The organism is Ureibacillus sp. FSL K6-8385, from assembly GCF_038593155.1.
In the GTDB taxonomy this organism is placed as follows: domain Bacteria; phylum Bacillota; class Bacilli; order Bacillales_A; family Planococcaceae; genus Ureibacillus; species Ureibacillus terrenus.
The window spans coordinates 2,703,355-2,726,817 of the sequence record NZ_CP151968.1; the positions used below are offsets into that span (position 1 = coordinate 2,703,355).

General features: G+C 41.4%; 21 protein-coding genes. 4 read left to right on the forward strand and 17 right to left on the reverse strand.

Features of this window, described 5'->3' with window-relative positions:
- Positions 1 to 21: 21 nt before the first annotated feature.
- The 5 genes from NST62_RS13485 to NST62_RS13505 all read right to left on the reverse strand — a co-directional run bounded on the left by NST62_RS13485 (position 22) and on the right by NST62_RS13505 (position 3,066).
- Positions 22 to 1,089 (reverse strand): protein arginine kinase, encoded by a 1,068-nt coding sequence (locus NST62_RS13485; protein ID WP_141602015.1) that lies wholly within the window; start codon positions 1,087 to 1,089, stop codon positions 22 to 24.
- Positions 1,086 to 1,640 carry a UvrB/UvrC motif-containing protein gene (locus NST62_RS13490; protein WP_141602016.1) on the reverse strand — a complete coding sequence of 185 codons (555 nt, stop codon included), beginning with the start codon at positions 1,638 to 1,640 and terminating at the stop codon, positions 1,086 to 1,088. The genes NST62_RS13485 and NST62_RS13490 overlap by 4 nt, the downstream gene beginning before the upstream one ends.
- A 14-nt stretch (positions 1,641 to 1,654) precedes the next feature.
- Positions 1,655 to 2,119 carry a CtsR family transcriptional regulator gene (locus NST62_RS13495; RefSeq protein WP_141602017.1) on the reverse strand — a complete coding sequence of 155 codons (465 nt, stop codon included), beginning with the start codon at positions 2,117 to 2,119 and terminating at the stop codon, positions 1,655 to 1,657.
- A gap of 196 nt (positions 2,120 to 2,315) precedes the next feature.
- Entirely contained in the window at positions 2,316 to 2,621 is a 306-nt protein-coding gene (locus NST62_RS13500) for a DUF4870 domain-containing protein (protein ID WP_141602018.1), read from the reverse strand.
- Positions 2,622 to 2,844: 223 nt separating this feature from the next.
- The gene (locus tag NST62_RS13505) at positions 2,845 to 3,066 is read right to left on the reverse strand and encodes a hypothetical protein (protein WP_141602019.1); all 222 of its coding nucleotides are present in this window, start codon (positions 3,064 to 3,066) and stop codon (positions 2,845 to 2,847) included.
- 161 nt (positions 3,067 to 3,227) lie between these two features.
- Here NST62_RS13505 and NST62_RS13510 point away from each other — a divergent pair, with 161 nt between their 5' ends.
- Complete coding sequence (locus tag NST62_RS13510; protein ID WP_141602020.1) at positions 3,228 to 4,538, forward strand: globin-coupled sensor protein; 1,311 nt, start codon at positions 3,228 to 3,230, stop codon at positions 4,536 to 4,538.
- Between the two features lie 128 nt (positions 4,539 to 4,666).
- Here NST62_RS13510 and NST62_RS13515 read toward each other — a convergent pair whose 3' ends face one another.
- The 5 genes from NST62_RS13515 to adh all read right to left on the reverse strand — a co-directional run bounded on the left by NST62_RS13515 (position 4,667) and on the right by adh (position 9,722).
- The gene (locus NST62_RS13515) at positions 4,667 to 5,161 is read right to left on the reverse strand and encodes an acyl-CoA thioesterase (RefSeq protein WP_141602021.1); all 495 of its coding nucleotides are present in this window, start codon (positions 5,159 to 5,161) and stop codon (positions 4,667 to 4,669) included.
- A 96-nt stretch (positions 5,162 to 5,257) separates the two neighbouring features.
- Positions 5,258 to 6,685 carry an aldehyde dehydrogenase family protein gene (locus tag NST62_RS13520; protein ID WP_342462978.1) on the reverse strand — a complete coding sequence of 476 codons (1,428 nt, stop codon included), beginning with the start codon at positions 6,683 to 6,685 and terminating at the stop codon, positions 5,258 to 5,260.
- 60 nt (positions 6,686 to 6,745) lie between these two features.
- Positions 6,746 to 7,708 carry a DUF4003 family protein gene (locus NST62_RS13525; RefSeq protein WP_328215854.1) on the reverse strand — a complete coding sequence of 321 codons (963 nt, stop codon included), beginning with the start codon at positions 7,706 to 7,708 and terminating at the stop codon, positions 6,746 to 6,748.
- Between the two features lie 89 nt (positions 7,709 to 7,797).
- Entirely contained in the window at positions 7,798 to 8,163 is a 366-nt protein-coding gene (locus NST62_RS13530; RefSeq protein WP_141602024.1) for a DUF779 domain-containing protein, read from the reverse strand.
- A gap of 23 nt (positions 8,164 to 8,186) precedes the next feature.
- Positions 8,187 to 9,722: an aldehyde dehydrogenase gene (gene adh / locus NST62_RS13535; RefSeq protein ID WP_342462979.1), complete on the reverse strand. Its 1,536-nt coding sequence runs from the start codon at positions 9,720 to 9,722 to the stop codon at positions 8,187 to 8,189.
- A gap of 415 nt (positions 9,723 to 10,137) precedes the next feature.
- On the opposite strand from adh, the gene NST62_RS13540 reads away from it, so the two are divergent.
- Positions 10,138 to 10,857 (forward strand): hypothetical protein, encoded by a 720-nt coding sequence (locus NST62_RS13540; RefSeq protein ID WP_141602026.1) that lies wholly within the window; start codon positions 10,138 to 10,140, stop codon positions 10,855 to 10,857.
- Positions 10,858 to 10,960: 103 nt separating this feature from the next.
- Here the strand turns inward: NST62_RS13540 and NST62_RS13545 are convergent, their stop codons facing one another.
- The 5 genes from NST62_RS13545 to NST62_RS13565 all read right to left on the reverse strand — a co-directional run bounded on the left by NST62_RS13545 (position 10,961) and on the right by NST62_RS13565 (position 15,605).
- Positions 10,961 to 11,668, reverse strand: a complete 708-nt coding sequence (locus NST62_RS13545) for an ABC transporter ATP-binding protein (RefSeq protein ID WP_141602027.1) — start codon at positions 11,666 to 11,668, stop codon at positions 10,961 to 10,963.
- Positions 11,668 to 12,444 carry an ABC transporter ATP-binding protein gene (locus tag NST62_RS13550; protein ID WP_141602028.1) on the reverse strand — a complete coding sequence of 259 codons (777 nt, stop codon included), beginning with the start codon at positions 12,442 to 12,444 and terminating at the stop codon, positions 11,668 to 11,670. Before NST62_RS13550 ends, NST62_RS13545 begins: the two co-directional genes overlap by 1 nt.
- Positions 12,441 to 13,379: a branched-chain amino acid ABC transporter permease gene (locus tag NST62_RS13555; RefSeq protein WP_141602029.1), complete on the reverse strand. Its 939-nt coding sequence runs from the start codon at positions 13,377 to 13,379 to the stop codon at positions 12,441 to 12,443. The genes NST62_RS13550 and NST62_RS13555 overlap by 4 nt, the downstream gene beginning before the upstream one ends.
- A gap of 12 nt (positions 13,380 to 13,391) precedes the next feature.
- Positions 13,392 to 14,270 (reverse strand): branched-chain amino acid ABC transporter permease, encoded by an 879-nt coding sequence (locus NST62_RS13560; protein ID WP_141602030.1) that lies wholly within the window; start codon positions 14,268 to 14,270, stop codon positions 13,392 to 13,394.
- A 129-nt stretch (positions 14,271 to 14,399) separates the two neighbouring features.
- Entirely contained in the window at positions 14,400 to 15,605 is a 1,206-nt protein-coding gene (locus tag NST62_RS13565) for an ABC transporter substrate-binding protein (RefSeq protein ID WP_141602031.1), read from the reverse strand.
- Positions 15,606 to 16,059: 454 nt separating this feature from the next.
- On the opposite strand from NST62_RS13565, the gene NST62_RS13570 reads away from it, so the two are divergent.
- Together NST62_RS13570 and pgeF are read left to right on the forward strand one after the other, a co-directional pair.
- Positions 16,060 to 17,307 carry a DUF346 domain-containing protein gene (locus tag NST62_RS13570; RefSeq protein ID WP_181733219.1) on the forward strand — a complete coding sequence of 416 codons (1,248 nt, stop codon included), beginning with the start codon at positions 16,060 to 16,062 and terminating at the stop codon, positions 17,305 to 17,307.
- A gap of 268 nt (positions 17,308 to 17,575) precedes the next feature.
- Complete coding sequence (gene pgeF, locus NST62_RS13575) at positions 17,576 to 18,337, forward strand: peptidoglycan editing factor PgeF (RefSeq protein WP_141602032.1); 762 nt, start codon at positions 17,576 to 17,578, stop codon at positions 18,335 to 18,337.
- Positions 18,338 to 18,451: 114 nt separating this feature from the next.
- Here pgeF and NST62_RS13580 read toward each other — a convergent pair whose 3' ends face one another.
- Both NST62_RS13580 and NST62_RS13585 read right to left on the reverse strand, forming a co-directional pair.
- Positions 18,452 to 21,628 (reverse strand): efflux RND transporter permease subunit, encoded by a 3,177-nt coding sequence (locus NST62_RS13580; protein ID WP_342462980.1) that lies wholly within the window; start codon positions 21,626 to 21,628, stop codon positions 18,452 to 18,454.
- Positions 21,629 to 21,631: 3 nt separating this feature from the next.
- Positions 21,632 to 23,008, reverse strand: coding sequence for an efflux RND transporter periplasmic adaptor subunit (locus tag NST62_RS13585; RefSeq protein ID WP_141602034.1), 1,377 nt, complete (start codon positions 23,006 to 23,008; stop codon positions 21,632 to 21,634).
- Positions 23,009 to 23,463 lie beyond the last annotated feature (455 nt).

Below are 23,463 nucleotides of genomic sequence, written 5' to 3' on the forward strand. Positions count from 1 at the left end.
TTCTTTCAGCTCCTTTTCCTTTTATTTCAAATTTTCGCTGTTCAATTTTTCGCGTATTAATTTAGCCCGGAAGACATCCCGTTCAGCAGGCTCTAATGTAGTCCCTGCGTACTGTTGAACAAATCCAGGTTGAATAAGGATTGTACACTCATTTAGAATATGCTTTGAAACATCTTTAATGATTCCTAAATCGACACCTAGGCGCACATTGGATAAGCATGTCGCCGCTTCTTCGCTTGTCATAATCCGAGCATGTTTCAATGTTCCGTAAGCACGGTATATTCGGTCTTCTAACGCGATTTTTGATTGCGACAGAAGGGTATGTCTTGCCTTGCGTTCTTGTTCGATAATTTGCATGACGACATTTTGCAAATCTTCTATAATTTCATCTTCCGATTTGCCGAGCGTGATCTGATTGGATATCTGATACATGTTGCCCAAATTTTCGCTTCCTTCACCGTAAATGCCTCTTACCACCATTCCGAAACGGGCCAGCATTTGCGTTAAACTTTTCATCTGCTTCATCATGGAGAGCCCAGGCAGATGCATCATGACAGAAGCCCGTAAACCCGTTCCCACATTTGTCGGGCAGCTCGTTAAATAACCGAACTCGTTATGGAAAGCAAACGGCAATAGTTTTTCAAGCCGGCTATCCAATTTGTTGGCCACTTCGTAAGTCTCCATCAGTTTTAATCCCGGAGCCAAGCATTGGATTCTTAAATGGTCTTCTTCATTTACCATGGCGCTGATTGATTCGTCTTGGGAAATGATTACAGATGCATATTTATCGCTTTGCGCAAGCATTGGGCTGATGAGATGTTTTTCTACCAGCACTTGCCGCTGCAAAGCCGGCATTTCTTGGATTGCAAAATGGGAAAAGTTATGGTTTTCATCATTTAACTGATAAAAAGCTTGTGTAACCATTCGGTCAACCGTTTTGGCTTCTTCATCGGTGAAAATTAACGGAAACCGGAAGCCTTCCAAATTTCTCGCCAACCGTATACGGGTGGAAATCACAATGTCATGGTCCGAACCATCTGCGCCCATCCAGCTCGGAGCCTCCGCTTTCAAGAAATATTCAAGGTTCATGGAGTATCTACACCTCCCATTTCAAGCTTGCGTTCCAATTCTTTGATTTCGTCCCGATATTTTGCCGCATCTTCAAAGCGTTCATCTTGAATAGCCAACTGCAATTGTTCACGAGCCCGTTCGATTTGCTTTTTCAAGAGGCGGTTATTATCCGTTTTTTGGCCCGGTCTTTTTCCGGTATGTTTTGTTCCTGCTTGAATTTTCGCAAGTACTTGAGGCAGTTTTTCGCTGAACGTTTCATAACATTGAGGGCATCCCAGTTTGCCTTCATTCAGAAATTTTCGAAATGTAAAGCCGCAAGCCGGACATGCAGAGGTTTGTACGGAAGGCTGAACGGTTCTTTCGCTCAAATCATTTTTCCATATTGGAATGCCAAACCAGTTTGAAAATAGTTGATGAATCGGAATTTGTTCTTCTTTAGGGAAATCCAGGCTGAAGGGATGAAATTGCGCTGCGCAAACTTCACAATAATGCTTTTCGCTTTTTTGGCCATTAATGATTTGTGTAACCGTCACCGTCGCTTTCCGTTGTTTACAGTGTTCACAAAGCATGACCTAACACCTCTTCATTTTTCGTATTTTAAAGTTAATAACATTGCTTTTAGGATGGCCGACCTCAATTCATCGCGAGTCGGAAGCTGAAACTTTAATGTATTCCGGTCAATGGCCGCAAGCATTAACGTTGCCTCTCTTTCGGTGATCACATCTTCTTCCAACAAACGATAAATAATATCTTCCCCCATGTTTTGGGTTGCACCTTTTTCGATCTGCTTGATTAATTCATCAATCAATTCAACCTTTGAACTCGGTTTCACACGGAAAATGCGTATATATCCACCGCCGCCCCGTTTGCTTTCGACGAGGTAACCTCTTTCCACTGTAAAGCGGGTGTTGATCACATAATTGATTTGCGAGGGAACGCATTGGAATTTATCCGCCAATTCACTTCGTTTGATTTCAATATGTCCTTTACCTTCTAATTCGATAACCTTCTTCAAATACCCTTCAATTAAATCGGAAATATTTTTCATTTTTTTTACAATTCACCTCGCTTTTTTGACTTTGACTTTCTTTGACTATATTATATTTCCTTTCCTTCGAATTTGCAATTAAAAACCCTTGACAACCATAATGGAGCAAAAAAATCGACAACACGTATTACAATACGTTTTGCCGATTTTTATTCAATATATTCAATTGATTGGAATAAATCTCAAACTGTTTTTTTTACACCCAACGGCCAACAATCGGATAATCCCATTCGATTTCCTGCAGCGCCTTGACGATTCCGATAATCGGCACCACAACCGTCATAATCCCGAATATGATCAGGAATGGCAGGCCGATTAAAATGATGCTTAGAAAAGCGCTGACGCCAATCAATATGCCCATTACAAATTGGAACAACAATGCTTGGACTGCGAGCCGTTTGACCCTTTCATCGTTGCTGATCAAGAAAAAGAGAACCGGAACTAAAACCGGAGCAAAAAACGCGCTCGCGTGAATGATGACTTTTGCCCATTTTTCCTCCATAATGAAAAATCAACCCCTGTTTAATTTTAGGTTTAACTTTTGTTATTTATTTTTACGAATGACATAACGAATTGTTTCAAATTTTAGTGATTTTTTCCCTTCTTATTCCTGCATTTTTTCCGATATAATCAGATGACAGACAAAAATTTTTTAGAAAATCCCTCATGATATATGATATTCTTTAAAAAAGCCAAAATAAAAAGCCTGCTCCACATGAGCGGCTTTACTTTTTAAGATTATTTTTGTTTTTGGGTTCCGCTTCATCCGGTTGCTCTGCCGGGAACAGCGCGCGGGCAAACAGCCCCGAAAAGAGGGTGGCGCTTATCACAATTAAAATTTTATGATTTCTCGGCACTTCTTCAAACATATTATTCAACATCAAAATGGCGATAACAGCTACCGTTACCATAGACACAATAATATATGCAAGCCTTCGCTGATCCATCTCAAATAACTTCCTTTACTCTTTAATTCAGTTATTCGTATTTTACAATGTTTGCAATGGAAAGGCAAATTAAGGAATTTCATTTTAACACATTCTTTAACGTTTAATATAAAGATATACATAATACATACATAAATTTTAAGAAGGAAAGGGGCATACATATGAGATTTCCACTATTAAAAAAGGGACAAAAGACATCTCAATTCTTTGCTGTCGAAAAATACGTCCAAGAAGTAGCATTAAATGTTTCCGACAATCCTGTTGTGGCCAAACAAATGGAAATTATTGAGTTAACCAAAAAAGATTTGGCAGTCCTCCGCCAAATAAAACCGCTTATAGAAAACTTTATTCCGATCATGGTGGATAAATTTTACAAAAATATATCCGCAAATCCCCGTTTAACCGAATTAATCAATCGATACTCATCATTCGACAGATTGAAGATGAAATTGCGCAAACACTTGTCCGACATCTTTGAAGGGCATATTGATAAAAAATATTTTGAAAACCGGAATACGATTGCCATTGCCCACATCCGGATCGGATTGACTTCCAAATGGTACCTTTCATCTTTCCAATCTTTAATTTCTTCCTTTAGCGAATTTATAAAAGAACAGGATATTCCTAAAGAAGAAGGACTTCTTGCAATCAACGCCTTCTCAAAAATCATCAATCTGGAACAGCAGCTTGTGATTGACGCCTACGAAAAAGAGCAGGAACGCATCCGCACAGAAAATGAAGAGGTAAAACAATCATTGCTGGCATCGATACAACAAATCGCAGAAGAGCTGAACAGAATGAATAAAGAAACGACCACATCCATTCAAATGATATCGGAACAGTCGCAAAATATCTCCGTATCTACCGCGCAAGGATTGGACTTTGTTGCCGATACGGAAGAAAAATCAAATCAAGGGAAAACGGAATTGTCCAAACAAACCAGCTTGATGAATACGATTTTAAACAGTGTCAATCTGCTGGAGAAATCGATGCTCAATCTTCGAACATCTTCCCGGAGCATCTCGGAAATTGTAAATTTGGTGACAGGTATTGCAGATCAAACAAACTTGCTTGCCTTAAATGCATCCATTGAAGCCGCTCGGGCAGGAGAACATGGAAGAGGTTTTGCGGTGGTTGCAGAAGAAGTGAGAAAACTTGCTGAAGAAACAAAAAAAGCTGTACAAAATGTTTCCGGATTAATACAAGAAATGGAAGAAAATATAACAGAAATGACTTCCAGTGTAAACAATGTAGATGAACAAGTACAATTAAGCGTACAAACCCAGGAACATCTGATGGAGTCTTTCGAGGAAATCACCAAGAAAGTTTCCGGCATCCGCAACCAATATGCTTCCACTTTGAATGACATTGAGTACATTTCAAATAATATTGCAAACTTGGTGGAAAGCACCGAACACATTGCAAAATCTTCGGACACGCTCATCAATCTGGTGCAAGATTTTTCAAAATAGTCCGATTCAATGTAGTTTTATGCTGACATGCCTAAAAAATGGTACATAGAGTTTAATTTAATATTGTAAATACATAAATACTCCATAAAATCAAGGCTGTCCGGAAGTTTCCGGACAGCCTTGGACCTTTATTCCCGGGATTCATCCCGCTTTAATTTTTTTCTTTTTTCCTTCCTTAATCTTTGCCTTTCTATACCTGCTTTATGCATTTTTTCTTCCTCTTCCGTTTCCGGGTAAACTGCAGGAATCGGAGTCGGTTTTCCATGTTCATCAAGCGCTACCATCGTCACATATGATTCCGTTGTCAGCCTTTTTTCTCCTGTCTTGACACAGCGGGACATCACGCGCACATACACTTCCATGGATGTTCTCCCAGTGGAGGTGATGATCCCTTCCAATTCCAACACATCTCCCACATAGGCAGGAGAAACGAAATCGACCGAATCAAAAGAAGCGGTTACCACTTCTTTTCCTGTATGTTTCATACAGGCGATGGCCGCGATTTCATCAATATAAGCCAAAATTTTCCCTCCAAAGACGGAACCATATTGATTCGCATCCGGAGGCAATACGAGCCGGGTTTGCGTAGTGCGCGACAAGCTCATCGGATGTGCATTACTCATTTGTTTATCCTCCCAATTCAAATGCTGTTTTTCCAAAACTTTCTGTTATTATGCTAACATAGCACCACTTTCATACAAATGAGTAATGCCATTTGTTCATATTTCCGTCTTAATTGTAATAAACTTCAAGTCCGTCATTTCTTCAATTGCATATTTGATTCCTTCCCGGCCATATCCGCTATTTTTCACTCCGCCATAAGGCATATGATCAACCCGGAACGTCGGAATATCATTAATGATTACCGCGCCGGCTTCCAATTCATCGGCCGCTTTCAACGCATCTGTTAAGACATTTGTATAGATTCCTGCATTCAGCCCCAAATCAGATTGATTTACGTATTGAATCGCTTCATCCAATGTTTTATATGACACAATGGATACGATCGGAGCAAATGTTTCCAAACACATAATTTTCATTTCCGGTTTTACATTTACCATTACGGTCGGTGCCATCGTGCGTTCCGTAAATTCCGCTCCAGTCGCGACTTTTGCCCCCTGCGCTTTCGCTTCCTCAATCCATTCTTTTATCCGGGATACTTCTCTCGGATTGATCATCGCACTTAAATCTGTCGACGGGTCAAAAGGATCGCCGACTTTCAATTTTTTTGTTTCGTTTACAAAAGCCTCTGTAAATTGATCATAAATGGATTCATGAACATAAATCCGCTGCAGGGAAATGCATACTTGTCCCGAAAATCCAAACGCACCGCTAACCGTGCGGGGAATAATTTTTTCGATCGGAGCGCTTGGTTCAATAATCACTGCCGCATTGGAACCCAATTCTAGCGTCACTTTTCTTAAGCCGACTTTTTCTTTGATTTTCATTCCTACTGCGCCGCTGCCAGTGAATGTCACTTTTTTCACCAACGGATGCGTAACAAGCACATCGCTCAACTCTCCACCTGATCCTGTCACAATTTGCAATGCCCCATCAGGAAGCCCCGCTTCTTTAAAGATTTCGGCCATCACCAATGCACTTAACGGCGTTTGGGTAGCCGGTTTTAAAACAACGGTATTTCCGACTGCAAAAGCCGGCCCTAATTTGTGGGCAACCAGGTTAAATGGAAAATTGAAAGGTGTAATGGCTGATACTACCCCCAGAGGCACCCGCTTTGTAAAGCCGATGCGGTTTTTTCCTCCAGGTGCCGCATCCATTGGCACCGTTTCTCCAAATATATTTTTCGCCGCTTCTGCTGCAAATTGATAAGTGGCAATCGTACGGTCCAACTCCGCAAGGCCGGCCGTGATCGGTTTTGCCGCTTCGCTTGCAAGAATTTCGGCAAATTCTTGTTTTCTCTCTTTCAATAAATCTACTACTTTATATAATATTTCTGCTCTTTCGTAGGCTGTCGTCTTTTTGAAAGTTTGAAACGCTTCATGAGCCCCTTGGATGGCGCGTTCCACATCTTGAACAGAGGCCTTCGCCACTTTGGCAATCACTTCGCCCGTATAGGGGGCTGTCAAGTCATACGATTCTTTTGCATTCTCCCATTGACCGTTAATCCATAATTTTGTTTCTTTCATCTCCTACACCTCCATTATGATTTATTTCCATTTTATCACTCCCAACAATTTTTGAGTGAATCAACGGAAGAAATCCAACAAATCAATTCCAGGCAAAAAAATAATATCCACAACATCCAGCGTAATTTCCATAACATCAATTAAATCTTCAATAAAAAGCTCTTTCATATCGACCATATTTTGCACCTCAACCAGCTCTCTCATGATTTTTTGGATGGCGACAATTAGTGCCAATTCCTTTGCCATGCGGAATATTTTTAATTCCAATAAAGCTTTCTGCCATTCCGCTATTTCATCTATTTTTTCATTATCTGTTGCATTTAACGCTAAAATCCCCAAATACGGATAGTGTATCGGTTTTACTTTGATGCCTCTATGATTCAATGAATGCCGCAGCTCTGCCACATACTGGAGAAGCGTTTCGTTATAATCGGCGCTGTACATTGTTAAAATTTGCGCAAGGGATTGAAGGGAATTGCCCAACAGAAACCCTTGTTTTCTTAAAGCTTTGTAATATTGCACCATTGTTTCTACTTGTAATTGAGGGGGTTCATTTACTTTTGATAATAAAACTGCATAAGGTACATCTTCTTTGGACGTTAAAATGAATTGTTTCCTGTGCATTTCATCATATAACGTTTTTGCCCGTTTTGCGTGAAGATGAATATCTTCATCCAGCATCATCGCACCCGCCAACCGGAAAGGGGAGTTATGAAACCCGGCTTCTTTTAACGCCCCATCCCTTTGCAATAAATTTTCAAAGCATGCTTCCAAATCTTGCCCCAAAAACCGGGCGGCTATGTAATAGGGAATCGGCGAATTTTTTTGGATGGACAAAGCCTTTTTTGAGTATTCCGCCATTTGGTCGACGATTTTTTGCAGCGCCACTCCGCTGAATTCCCTTTTTTCAAGGGTATACTTGCTGGCAAGGGAAATAACCGCGCTTACTTTAAATTGATTTCCAAAATAATTGACGACCCGGTTGTAATTGTTTTGAAGTTCTTCGGTAAATTGTGTATCCATTTCTAATCACTCCTAGTTGTTATACGATTTCCAGGAGGACAAGTTTCAAAATGAATAAAGGGGAACTCCATAAGAAGTTCCCCTTTTATTTATGAACTTACCTTTTTTAATTCCGCGAGTTCATCGGAAGTGAATGCCCTTGATCTGGTCAAGAAGCGTTTTCCTTCCACACCTTCCAAACTGAACATGCCACCGCGGCCTTCCACAACATCAATGATCAGTTGCGTATGCTTCCAATATTCAAATTGGGTTTTATGCATATAAAATTTGGCTCCACCAATTTCCCCTAATAATATATCATTGTCTCCGATGATTAAATCCCCTTCAGGATAACACATAGGAGAAGAGCCATCGCAACATCCGCCTGATTGATGGAAAATAATTGGACCATGTTTTTTCTTTAACTGTTCAATGAGGGCAAGGGCTGCATCCGTCGCAACAACGCGTTCCACCAAAGCCATCCCTCCCTGGATAGGAATTAGAAGAAGCCAAGTTTATTTGGATCGTAGCTCACCAGCAAGTTTTTCGTTTGTTGATAGTGTGAAAGCATCATTTTGTGCGTTTCGCGGCCGATTCCGCTCATTTTGTATCCGCCGAACGCTGCATGAGCAGGATATTGATGGTAACAGTTTGTCCATACACGTCCCGCTTGAATGCCGCGTCCCATGCGATAAGCGGTATTAATGTCGCGAGTCCATACGCCTGCGCCTAAACCGTACATTGTATCGTTTGCGATTTCCAACGCCTCTTCCGGCGTTTTAAATGTTGTGACTGCCACAACCGGTCCGAAAATTTCTTCTTGGAAAATGCGCATTTTGTTATGGCCTTTGAAAACAGTCGGCTTAATGTAGTAGCCATCCGCCAGTTCGCCATCCAATTTGTTGCGCTCACCACCAATAAGCAGTTCCGCACCTTCCTGCTTGCCAATATCAATGTAAGATAAAATCTTCTCCATCTGTTCCGTTGAAGCCTGAGCCCCAATCATTGTCGACGGATCAAGCGGGTTTCCTTGCTTAATGGCTTTCACCCGTTCAAGGGCCCGTTCCATAAATTTATCGTAAATGGATTCCTGGATTAACGCTCTTGAAGGGCATGTACATACTTCCCCTTGGTTTAGGGCAAACAATACAAAGCCTTCAATTGCTTTATCCAAAAATTCATCATCCGCTTCAAACACATCTTCAAAGAAGATATTTGGAGATTTACCTCCAAGCTCCAATGTCACCGGTATGATATTTTGGGAAGCATATTGCATGATGAGTCTTCCTGTTGTTGTTTCTCCTGTAAACGCAACTTTGCTGATGCGAGGGTTGGATGCCAACGGTTTTCCGGCTTCCAATCCGAAACCGTTTACAATGTTTACAACACCTGGAGGCAACAAATCTTCAATAAGCTCCATTAACACTAAAATAGAAGTTGGTGTTTGTTCAGCCGGTTTTAAAACAACACAGTTTCCTGCCGCCAAGGCTGGTGCCAGTTTCCATGCTGCCATCAAAATCGGGAAGTTCCAAGGAATAATTTGCCCGACAACGCCAATCGGCTCTTTAAAATGGTAGGCTACCGTATTTTCATCAATTTCGCTAATGCCGCCTTCTTGGGCTCGGATTGCTCCGGCAAAGTAACGGAAATGATCGATTGCCAATGGAATATCCGCATTCAATGTTTCACGGACCGGTTTACCATTTTCCCAGCTTTCCGCAACTGCCAACAGTTCCAAATTTTCTTCCATGCGGTCAGCAATTTTGTTCAATATTTTTGCTCTTTCCGCAACGGAGGTTTTGCCCCACGCATCTTTCGCCTTGTAAGCAGCATCAATGGCAAGTTCAATATCCTCCGCAGTGGAGCGGGCAACTTTCGTATAAACTTTTCCTGTTACTGGTGTAATGTTGTCGAAATACTCTCCGTTCACTGGAGGCGTCCATTTTCCTCCAATATAGTTGTCATAACGATCCTTGAAGTTTATAATAGCTCCCTCAGTGTTTGGAAATGCATATGCGGCAGTCAAAATTGTCATGTTCTCATACTCCCCCTCAATAATATTTATGATTTTTATACCTTTTCTCTTGCTGACACCAACACCATCCTGTAAAAGGTATACAGTAATATTTATTCAGAAAGGCTTTCATTTATTTCTGAATAGAATCATTTTTTCTCCCTTTCCCCTTTTTTCACTTTGCACCTCCTATGATGACCTCAATCATTTTCTTTTCTCTACCCTAAGTTTACTATCTATAAACATTTTTTCTTTATATTTTTCTCATATTTTCTCTTTCGTGAAGAATAATTCTATTTTATGCATTTCCGGGATCGTCCTTCTGTTTTTGTAATCTATATGCCATAAATAATAAATTTGTAGTTTTTTGCGGTTGAAAGATTGTACAATAGATTTGATAGATTTAAGTTTGCAGCGTTTAAAAGGTGGGATCATCATGTTATCCATTGAAAGCACAGAACGTTTAACCGGTGGAAGAATCAGCGGCGATTATTGGGATTTGGACGAATTGATTACCTCCATTTATGAAGTCATTGGAGATGAAAATAAATACTACGATTACCAGGGGGCAAGACAACGGATCTTAGGAGTTTGCCTTCAATTGCGGAAAGCCACAAAAGGCGAGTGCAATATCGAATTTGTCGCAAACGGGATTCATAAAGGAATTGAAAAGCGCAAAGATCTCATCGCACCTGCAAAAAATGTTTATTTTTCCGTTGAAATACTGTGGCCGGAATTAATTTTCACCGCCCTTGCTTTAAATGACTTCATCGATTTATATAATGAATTTGTAGATAACAATCCATGGAATCCGCATACAACTACCATCCGGAAATTCCAATCCATTGTCACGGAATGTTTGCGGGAACATCTGTTGGAAGAACAATTCAGGGTATTCATCCATCTCATGTTTACCAAATCACCGAAATATTTCCGTTATGCCACACAATATGTGGATGTTTTAAACTTGGAATATTTAAAACTTTCATATGATGAACGCAAAGAAAACTTGGGTGCATTCGCCTTCCGGTTGATGGTGGAAGATGATGAATATACCGCATTAAAAAATGAAATTATGGCCACCGCAAAACTGACAAAAAACGAGATACACGAACTTCCCATTCAAACGAAATATCCCGAACATATTGAATGGTAATACGCTTTTTTACAGACTCTTTGCTGAAAAAAGCCAAAAAAAAATTAAAAAGGCTGTACCGAAAAGGTTATTTCCAGTCTCTTTTCGGACAAGCCTTTTTTATTTATACCCCGCCTAAATATGCCGCTTTCACTTGTTCGCTTTCTTGGAGCTCCTTCGCTGATCCGGACAATACGATTCTACCCGTCTCAATGACATAAGCCCGGTCCGCAATCGATAAAGCCATGTGGGCGTTTTGTTCAACAAGCAAAATCGTTGTTCCCTCTTGATTGATGGTTTGAATGATTTCAAAGATTTGTTGAACAATGATTGGCGCCAGCCCCATTGACGGTTCATCCAACAATAACAGCTTCGGTTTGGACATAAGCCCTCTTCCGATGGCCAACATCTGTTGTTCACCGCCAGACAATGTACCCGCCAATTGTTTTCTTCGTTCATTCAAGATCGGAAACATTTCGTATACACGATTTAAATCCTTTTTAATGCCATCCCGGTCTTTCCGGAGAAAAGCACCTAATTCCAGGTTTTCCTCTACCGACATGTTGGCAAACACTCTTCGTCCTTCAGGCACATGGACAATGCCATTTTTTACAATCCCCTGTGCCGGTTTGCCCCCGATTTGTTGCATGTTGTATAAAATCGTCCCATGTTTCGGCTTTAATAATCCGGACAAAGTTTTCAATAACGTTGTTTTCCCCGCGCCGTTCGCGCCGATTAACGTAACAATCTCGCCTTCATTGACTTCCAAGGAGACACCTTTCAGGGCATGAATATTTCCGTAATAAACATCAATATTATTTACCTGCAACATTAATTTTTGACCTCCTCTCCAAGGTAAGCTTCAATCACTTTTGGATTATTACGTATTTCTTCCGGCGTTCCTTCGGCGATCAATTGGCCATGGTCCAACACGTAGATTCTTTCACAGATTCCCATTACCAGGCTCATATCATGTTCGATTAATAAAATCGTTAAATCAAACTCTTTCCGGATTAACGCTATCAAATCCATCAAATCTTGCGTTTCTTGCGGATTCATTCCGGCTGCAGGCTCGTCCAACAATAGAAGTTTTGGACCTGCAGCCAATGCCCGTGCAATTTCCAGGCGCCGTTGCATCCCGTAAGGCAGGTTTTTGGCCAATTCATCTTTATAAACATCGAGCCCGAAAATTTTCAAAAACTCGATTGACTCTTTTTCCATCTTTCCTTCGCCTTTGAAGTGGCTTGGCAAACGCAGAACGGAAGACAGAATGGAATGTTTTGCAAGATGGTGGTTGGCGATCTTTACGTTGTCCAAAACGGTTAAATCTTTAAACAATCGAATATTTTGGAAAGTGCGGCTAATTCCCCGTTTTGTTACTTGATACGGCTTTAACCCTTTGATGCTTTTTCCTTCAAACGTAATATCTCCCTCGGTAGGGGTATACACTCCCGTCAACATGTTGAAGGTGGTGGTTTTTCCGGCCCCATTCGGTCCGATCAGGCCGACCAGTTCCCCTTTATTGATATACATGTTCACATTTTGAACCGCTTTTAATCCGCCAAATTGAATTCCCACATTTTCCAACTTCACAAGAGGATTGCTCATGCTTCAGAACCTCCTCTTTTTTTCAATCTGAATACATCTTTCAGTTCTTTCGTTCCCATTAGCCCTGTAGGTCGATACAACATCACGAGAATCAATACAACGGAGTAAATGATCATGCGGGTTTCCGGAAACGCCTGCAAATATTGTGAAACCGTTGTCAAGAAAATCGCCGCGATGACAGATCCGGAAAGGCTTCCTAAACCGCCCAATACAACATAAATCAAAATTTCAAAAGATTTTAGGAAGTTAAAAGCCGTCGGTTGAATAATATAGAAGTTATGTGCGTAAAGAGCGCCTGCAACCCCTGCAAAAAGCGATCCGATCACGAAAGCAACCACTTTATAATAAGTCGTATTAATCCCCATTGCATCTGCGGCTATTTCATCTTCGCGAATAGCCAAACAGCTGCGGCCATGACGGGAGTTCGTAAAGTTTGAAATCACAAGAATGGTAATCAAAACGCCGAGAAAAGCATAGGTCCAAGTAGTCATATGATTGACAACCATCCCTGCCGCTCCACCTACATAATCAATATTTAAAAAGGTAATCCGGATAATCTCGGCAAAACCTAATGTCGCAATCGCCAAATAATCCCCTTTTAACCGCAAAGAAGGCACACCTACAAGCAAACCGGCAATAGCGGCTACGACTCCCGCCATAATAATTCCCACTATAAACGGCAATCCCAGCTTCATCGTACAAATCGCGCTCACATATGCACCGACCGCCATGAAACCGGCATGTCCAATGGAAAACTGTCCCGTAATTCCTATGACAATATGCAAACTTACGGCAAGCATGATGTTGATGCAAATCGTAATCAACATGTTTTGATAATATAAATCTATCATTTCATTTGCCGTCATCACTTGTACAACTGCATAGATTACTAATGCAAGTGCCAAATAAACCCAAAAGGCTTTCGACTTCTTCATGACCTCATTCACCTACACTTTCTCACGGATGTTTTTACCAAATAATCCAGCTGGTTTTAATAGCAAGATCAAGATCAAAATGATGAATGCCGCCGCATCACGCCATAGCGAATATCCCACAGCACTTACAATCGTCTCGACGATGCCCAAAATAAAGCCTCCGACCATCGCTCCCGGAATGCTTCCAATTCCTCCAAGAACCGCCGCGATGAAGGCTTTCAATCCCGGCAGCACTCCCATTAAAGGATCGATTCTTGTATAGTAAGCACCAAAAATTACCCCTGCTGCCCCGGCCAATGCAGAGCCGATGGCAAACGTTGCGGAAATGGTGTTATCAACGTTGATCCCCATCAGTTTTGCCGCATCCGCATCATAAGAAACCGCGCGCATGGCTTTACCTATTTTCGTTTTGTGCACGATAAATTGCAAAAGCACCATAAGAATAACTGTCACTATTAAAATGAAAATAATTTTGTAGTCTAATTTCGCACCTAAAATCTCAATCGTTTTTTCCGGCAATACATTTTTTGGATATGCTTCCGGTGTCGCACCTCTGAAGAAAATCATTGTATATTCGATCAAAAAGGATACCCCGATGGCAGTCGTTAAAGCGGCAATCCGTGTAGCGTTTCTTAAACGTTTATAAGCAACCCTCTCAATGATCACCCCTATGATTGCACACACAATCATTGCTGTAATCAAAGCGGGAATGAAGCCCATTTCCCACCGGGTGATGGCAAAAAATCCGACAAACGCCCCTAACATGAAAACGTCTCCATGGGCGAAGTTAATTAATTTGATAATGCCGTATACCATCGTATATCCCAATGCGATCAGGGCGTAAATGCTCCCCAAAGAAATACCGTTAAAGAGTTGCTGCAACCAATCCATAAATTCACACTCCTTTTATGTAACACTCATGATCAAAATCTGTTGTTCTTTAAAGCTATGACCGACTAATATTTGGAATTTATAATGTGAAAGGGAAAAGGGAGGCGGTGTGCCCCCCTTTTGCGAACATTACGGTTCAATTTTTGTTCTGAACGTTTGTTTACCGTCTTTATATTCCAGAATTGTCGCAGATTTTACAGCATTATGTTTTTCATCCACTGAGAAAGTACCAGTTATAAGCGAAATATCTTTTGTTGCAGCAAGCGCATCTTTAATTTTTTCTCCATCCAAAGAACCGGCGCGCTCAATCGCATCTTTAATGAAGTAAACTGTGTCATATCCGAGAGCGTGGAATGCATTTGGTTTTTCCCCATATTTATCATTAAACGCTTTCACGAAGTCCTGGATTTTTTCATCTGGGTCTTCAGATGAATAGTGGTTTGTAATAAATGTGTTGTTTAGGCTTTCCGCGCCTGCCAATTCCACCAATTTTGGCGAATCCCATCCGTCAGCGCCCATCAATGGAACGTCAATTCCTAATTCGCGGGCTTGTTTAACAATCAGACCGACTTCTTCATAATATCCAGGAATAAAAATAAATTCCGGATTTGTCTTCTTAATGTTTGTCAATGTAGATTTGAAGTCTGTATCTTTGGCAACATACGCTTCTTCTGCAACAACTTTGCCGCCGTTCTTTTCAATCTGCTCTTTGAAGGCTGACGCCAAACCTTTTGCATAATCTGAAGAATTATCGGCAAAGATGGCTACATTTTTAACACCGAGCTCTTCCGTAGCGAAGTTTGCCGCGATAACCCCTTGGAATGGGTCGATGAAGCATGTACGGAATACATATTCGTTGATGGATCCATTTTCATTTTCCGTTACATTTGGAGCTGTACCTGAAGCAGTAACCATTGGAATTTTATTTTGGTTCGCAATTTGTACTGCTGCAAGCACGTTACCGCTTGTCGCAGGCCCAATCATTACGTCCACTTTTTCCTGAGTTGCCAGGCGAAGTGCAGCCGCTGATGATTCCGAGTTTTCTGATTTGTTGTCCACTGCAACTAATTCCACTTTTTTACCGTCAATTCCGCCGTTCTTGTTAATTTCCTCAACGGCAAGTTCTGCGCCTTGCTTGATGGATGAACCGTATGATGCAACATTACCAGTCAACTCAAGGTTTGCCCCGATTTTGATAACATCTTTATCTCCGCCGCCGGAAGATCCGCTGTCTTTGGACTCATTGTTGCCTCCGCAGCCGGCCAAAGCGCCCATCACTAAAGAAGACGCCAAAAATAGAGAGGCAAATTTTTTAAGTTTTTTTGTTTCCTCCATTAATTAATCCCCCCATTACTTGATATTTATAGATATTAGATTTTTCAGAAAATAAATATCTTATTCCAGGGACACTAAAATCATAATTTTCTGAAATATATTCCGCATCTAATATCTATCTTAATTTGTAATTGTTCAGCTTTAAGTATTTTAAAACATTATCTCTATTTAGTCTAGTGTGATTTTTTGGTAAATTTAAATATTTCGAATTATACGAAATATTTGATTATTAATATATTGATTTTATCCAATAAATATACCCTTAATTATCAAATTTTTATATTTTTTCCTTTATGATTCCCTTTATAAAAAATTACAAATTTTTATTATATAAACAAATAAACCCTCTATTTACAAATCCTTTTTTAGAACTATTGCCCTATGCTCTTCAATTCATTGGAGTCCCACTTTTTTTTACTGAGCATACACTATTCAAAGGAATGGAGGGATGAAAATGTACATGTATAATGGCTATCCGTATTATTACGTCTATGTACCTGTTCATTACTATCCAACGTTAAATTATCCTTTATATGCACAACGGTCCCCTCAACAAGCCGCAAGACCGGGCGTACAAGAATTGATTCAACGCATCCGGAGAGAGCACAGCAACCTCTATACACAGCTGGAGCAAGCCGGCGTAAATCCTCAAACAATTGATACTCTTATGTTCTTAACCATTAACTATTTGCGCAATCAGCAAAATTTAAACCGCACTCCTACCCAAATTTACAATCAATTCCAACGCGATAATCCATGGTTCCCGCTTTTTATCCGTTCAATGAATTTCCCAGAAAATACAGTTAACCGTATTTTAATAAGAGTTATTGAATTAGCTTTAGCCTACATTAAAGGAGAAAGCCCGCCTCCAGAACTGGGACCGGAGAAAGGCTGGTCTGATTGGGAAAGTTTAGGGGGGACATTGTTAAGCGCTCCCAGTGCGAGCTCCTGGGGGGCAAACCGTTTAGATGTGTTCGCGAGAGGCAACGATAATGCGCTGTATCATATTTGGTGGGACGGCAACCGTTGGAGCAATTGGGAAAGCCTTGGGGGAGTATTAACTTCGGCTCCCGGTTCAGTCTCCTGGGGTCCTAACCGCATTGATGTTTTTGTGAGAGGCACAGATGATGCTTTGTACCATAAATGGTGGGATGGTACACGCTGGAGCAATTGGGAAAGCCTCGGCGGCACATTGACGAGCGGTCCAAGCGCCTCTTCCCGGAGAAGCAATCAATTAGATGTATTTGTAAGAGGCACAGGAAACCGGTTGTACAAAAGAACTTGGAATGGATCCTATTGGGAGACCTGGGAAGATCTTGGCGGCAACTTAGCATCTGAACCTGCCGCAATTTCCTGGGGACCAAATCGAATCGATGTATTTGCCAGAGGAATGAATAATGATCTGATTCATAAATGGTGGGACGGCAGCCGCTGGAGCGATTGGGAAAGCCTTGGAGGCACATTGACAAGTGCACCGGCAGTCTCTTCGAAACGCCCAAACCATCTTGATGTTTTTGCAAGAGGAGCAGGAAATCGGCTGTTTAAAAGAACTTGGAATGGAACCCGCTGGGAGCCTTGGGTAAGCCTTGGACCGACTCAAATTACAAGCGCACCGGCAGCCGTTTCCTGGGGGCCAAATCGGACAGATGTCTTTGCCAGAGGACAAAACAATGAGTTAATCCATCGATATCAAGAATCTTAAGAACCTGGATAATTGATGCCCTATTAGGCGACAGCACGTTTTGCCTAATAGGGATCTTCTTCTTTGAAGCATTTGCTGCATTCTTGAAACGGACAATCAATTTATCAGAGCGGTCGATATGAAAATGCAGCTGTTAAAACCCTCTTATTCACCTCGTATTCAGTAAAATTCATTTCCCTTGGCAATCCTTTATCCCAATCGAAAGAAACGGATATAATTAGAATGAATTACTGATGGAAAATAACGAACCGGTTCTGGGAGTGAAAATATGACAACAAAAATCTATTTCAATAATGATCGATTCATCGCCGGCATTACTTTAAAAAATGAAGGAGAAGCGGAACAAAATAATATGGCCCTTCATGTTTGCGAAAATCCAGCGGATGTGATTGAAAATCGAAAAAAACTTGCCTGCTTCATCGGCTGCGATCTTCGGCAATTTGTATGCGCCAATCAGACCCATAGCGATCACGTCTACAAAGTGACAGCGCAAGATTGCGGACGGGGAGCATTTTCGTCAGAAACTGCCATTCCGGACACCGATGCCCTTTATACAACAGAACCCAATATCGTCCTATGCACCTTTACAGCCGATTGTGTGCCCGTCATTTTCTATAGTGAAAAAGACGGCATCATCGGCGTGATTCACTCAGGCTGGCAAGGAACCGTAAAGGAAATTACCCGGAAAGTGTTTGGGCATATTCAAACAAACGAGCATTGCAATATGGAAGATTTCCATGTTCACATAGGCACGGCCATCAGCCAGGAAAAGTTTGAGGTTGATGAAGATGTATATGCAAAATTCAAAAATCTCGGATATGCAAACGAATTCATTTATTTTAACGAAAAGACCGGCAAATATCATATCGACAATCAGCAAACCGTCAAAAAACAATGCGAACTGAGCGGCATTCCTTCAGATCAAATTGCCATCGATTCCACATGCACTTTCAAAAATCCACAAGGTTTCTCCTATCGGGAAAATAAAAAAGCCGGACGTCATTTAACATTCATCATGAAAAAAGCATAAAAGAAAAGGGTCCGTCCTGTTCGACGGACCCTTTAGAGTTAGACTGCCGCTTTCTTAAACGCAAATTCTTTGCTCTGATGGGGGCCGGAAAGCATTTGGCTTCCCGGACATCCCCTATTTCGATTTATTGCCGATTGCCTCCAATTCCTTTTTCACAGCTTTGTTTTTTGCTTTTCTGTGTTTAAAGGCTCTTCTTTTCGGATGATCAGACTTTTCAGATTGACCTTTGTAATAGAACTTTCTAAATTTATCAGATAGATTATCAATTACAACATACATGACCGGAACAAATACTAAAGTAAAAATGGTGGAGGATGTTAATCCGAATACAACCACAACGGCCATTGGTTGTTGGTTTTCCGCCCCTTCCCCAATGGCAAGGGCCAACGGAATCATCCCTAATACTGTAGTCAGTGTCGTCATCAAAATCGGGCGCAAGCGGCTTTTCCCCGCTTCCATAATGGCTTCCATCCGCTCCATGTCTTGTCTTCTTAGAATATTGATATATTCAACAAGCAATATACCGTTGTTTACAACAATACCCGCAAGCATTATAACCCCGATAAATGCAGGTAAACTGAAAGGCAATCCCGTTATGAGCAGCCCTAAAACGATTCCGATTGCCATCGTTGGAACAGAGAACATGATGATCAGCGGATACGAAAAAGATTCAAATTGAACAGCCATCACCATGTATACAAGGAATATTCCCAAAGCCAAGACCAAAGCCAATTGGATGAAGGATTCCATCATTGTTTCCACTTCTCCGCCGATGGAAATTTCATATCCATCCGGCAAATGCAGTTGTTCCAGTTTCTCTTCAATCTCTTGGGAAACCGTTCCTAAATCCCGCCCCATAACATCGCTTGTGACGTTAATGGTGCGCTCCTGATTATTGCGCATAATTTGCGAAGGCCCTTGCACGATTTTTAACTCCGCAACAGCGGAAAGCGGAATATTTTCCCCCTGATTATTCCGGACTACAAATGCTTCCAGATCACGGACGGATTGTTTTTGGGAATCGGGCAATGTTACCCTGACATCATATTCGTGGCCGCCTTCTTTATACAAAGTGGCCACTTGACCATTAAACGCAACATTAATTTCGTTCATAATCTGCTGATAGCTTAATCCGTAAGCAGAGGCAAGGTCTCTATTCACAACCACTTGCACTTCCGGACTTCCTTCTTCGACGGTGCTTTTCACATTCAATGTGCCTTCAATTTCTTCCAACATCCATACAACTTGCTGGCTCAAGTCTTTCAGAACATCCAGGTTGTCTCCGGAAATGGAAATCGTGATTGGCGAACCGGTCGACATTTCATAATCGTTTTGTGAAACCGTGATTTCCGCTCCTGGAATATCACTTACCAAATCGCTTATTTCAGCGACAAATTCATCGGTCGTCATATCCCTGTCCGAAGGACCAACCAGTTTGATCATGTAGGAGGCAGTGTTTTTGCTGCCTGCCATGATTCCGTTATTAGAACCGCCGATATTGACATAACTCACGTCGATAATGTCTTCAAATTTTTTTAACCGTTGATCGATTTCATTTACAACCGCTTCCGTTTCTTCCAATTGCGCACCATTTTCCAAAGTTGCATTAATGGAAACTTGTCCGCTATCCGTGGACGGCATCAGTTCCATTCCCACCACCGGGATTAAAGCCAAACTGCCGATAAAAACAACGGAAACAATGGAAATGACAGTTTTTCTTCTATGTAAGGCTTTTTCCAGCACTCTTCCATAAACATTTTTCACCTTGCTCAAAAAGCGGTTAAAGAAATAGGTTGCATCATCTTCCAATGAAATTTGAACATTTCGCATAAATTGAGTGGACAGCATCGGAACCAGTGTGATTGCAGCAATCAATGATGCTGTCAAAGAAAACACAACCGTCAATGCAAGCGGACGGAAAATCTGAGCCGTAAGTCCTTCCACGAATACGACAGGAACGAATACAACAGCAGTCGTCAGTGTCGAAGCGATGACGGCAGGACCCAATTCGGATGCCCCTTCAAATGCCGCATCTTTAATGGACAATCCTTCTGACCGCTTCTTGTATATGTTTTCCAATATCACGATGGAACTGTCGACCATCATCCCGATTCCGAGGGCAAGTCCCCCCATGGATATAATATTTAACGTTTCGCCGGTAAAATACATCAGGATAAAGGTACTGATGATTGAAATCGGCATCGAAACGGCAATGACGAGCGTCGCTTTTACACTTCTTAAGAACAGCAGCAAAATGATGGCCGCCAAGGTTCCCCCGACAATCATGTTGCTGATGACCGAGTCTATGGAAGAAGTGATATAGACCGATGTATCCAAAATGGTTTTCACTTCGATGCCTTGATTTTTATATTTTTCATTTAATTCCTTGATGACTTTTTGTACTTCTTCCGCCGTTTCAACAGAGTTTGCATCTGATTGTTTCATGATGGTGAAAACCAATGTATCTTCGCCATTCACCCGGGAAATCGCCGATACTTCTTTAAAAGTGTCTTCGACTTCCGCTACATCTTTTAGGCGAACCGTATCGCCGCTATTTAAAGGAATTAAGGTATTCTCAATATCGGCAATGGATGTATATTCTCCTACAACACGCAATTGGACATCCTGATTTCCTTGTTCAACGGTTCCCGCTGAAATGGTGCGGTTTTCCGCCTGCAATGCGGCGATGACTTGATTGCCTGTAATACCTAAAGTCTTCAGCATTGCCTGATTAAGATTGACCCGGATTTCCCTTTCTTTCCCGCCGGAAATGGCAGCGGAAGCCACACCCGGTGCCCGTTCAAGCGCCGGTTGAACATCAGATTCCGCAATTGCTTGCAGCTTCTCCAAATTTTTCCCTGAAAGGCTGACAATCATAATCGGAGCCGCATTCGGATCCAGCCGCATAACCATTGGATCATTTGCTCCATCCGGAAGCATATCGGAAATCTGGTCAACCTTTTCTCTTACATCGATCAATGCTTCATCTATATCCCGATCATAATCAAACATCATGAGCACCAAGGAAGCGCCTTGGTTCGAAACCGACTGGAGCGTATCGATCCCTTCCACAGTACTCACAGCCGTTTCGATAGGTTTTGAAATTAATTCTTCCACCTCTTGGGGAGCAGCCCCCTGGTAACTTGTAGCGATTACCGCCACCGGCAAATCCATTTTAGGGAACAGTTCCACCTTTAAATCCCTTAATGAAATAAAACCAAGTATAATTGCGCAAATCACAAACATGATGACGCCCACTGGACGTTTAATTGAGATGTTTACTAACTTCAATCTCTACTCCTCCTCCACAATCCGGACTTTATTACCGTCATCGAGGAGGTTCTGGCCACTGATGACTACCTTTTCATTTTCTTCAAGTTTTCCAACTACAGCCACCAAATCGGTGCCATATTTGAGAATCTCCACTTCCCTTTCTTCGGCTTTTCCGTTGGAAACGACAAATACCACGGTTTTTCCTTCTTTTTGTATCACTGCCTCCACAGGAACGATAAGGGAGTCAGCTTGTTTTATTTCTTTCACAATCACTGAAGCAATCATACCCGGGCGGATTTGTTGATCTTTATTTTCGATTTCTAAATCCACAGTAAATAAACCAAATCCTGAACCTACGCTTGATACATAAGTGACGGTTCCTTTATATGTTCCGGCCAAACCCGCGACCTTCACATCCAGCTCGTCGCCTTCATGAAAGCTGGACAACTGATTGGATGTAATTTTAACCGTTAATTTCATTAAATCTTTTGAAACTATCTTTGCAAAAGGATTGGCATTGGATGCCAATTCCCCCACTTTCCCATTGATTTCGGTAACTTCTCCATTAATCGGCGCCCGAATGACTTTATTATTCAATTGTTCCATCGCGGAATCCAAAGCCAGTTGGGCCTGCTCCACTTGGATTTGCGCTTGTTGCACCGCTACATCCGCATCCTTTATGGCAGTCTGCGCCATATTCACATTAGCCTGTGCTTGTTCCACCGCTGCTTCTTGCATTTTAATGCCTTCTGTTTCACTGGTTCTTTTTGATAGTTCAGCTTGTTCCAGGGCAATTTTTGCGCTCTTTTCAGCACTTTGTGCATTTTCGTACTCTTGGAGGGATATTTTTCTTGAATAATACAAAGATTTCATTCGTTCCAAATTCTTTTTTGCCTGTTGATAAGCATTTCTGGCATTTTGAACTTGATAATCCAAATTTTGTATGTTATCGATTGCTTGTTGCAGCGATGCTTGCGCAGACTTTAGGGAGGCTTGGGCTTGCATATAGCTGTTTTCGGCTCTTTCCCTTCCGTTTTGAGCGCTCTGCAAGTTCGCTTGGGCTTGTTCTAGACTTTTTTGCTGTTGTTCAACCATGTTTCTCTCGGTTGTATCATCAAGCTGGGCAATCACGTCTCCCTTTTTGACTTTATCTCCTTTCTTCACATAAATGGCTGTGATTTCCCCAACAGCTTTCGGCAATACGGCCACTTCATTTTCAGCCGATATGGTGCCTGTCAATGCATTGTCATCTGTTAACGTGCCGAAAGTGACCTTGGCAACCTTTACCGGTATTTCCGTTTCAGGAACCTTTGATTTTTCATCCTTATCATTGCATCCTGCTAATAAAAGGAATGATAACAAAACAAAAAGGGTCCCTTTGATCCCTTTTTTCATCATCTATGAATGCCTCCTTACTTAAAGCGCGGAAAAATTCGAAATCTTCTTTCTGTTTTTTTGTGGAATGGAGCGGCTGTTATTGATGCATTGAAAGTCCGTACCCACGCAGCATCAAAATGCAACTTTTTCTTCTTGGAAGCCCCCGCTTCTATTAAATTTTAAAAATTTACCCTTTCCCTTCATTATCTTTCAATAAAACTAAAAAAACAATTGCTAGTTTTTGACCATTTTGTTTCCGGAAATCTTTTCTTATCCTGTTCAATCGTAATAAAAGCTTCCGAAAGATCCTCTGAAAAATACGGAATCCGACGCTTTAAAAGAATCCGCCGTTGAGAAGCTTGAGAATCTATGAAATTATAACAAGACACCGAAAAATGATGGACTTTCTTTTTTCTTCCGCATATGAAATAGCAAACCGGCACATATATTGCAATATAAAAAAATTTGGGAGGAGG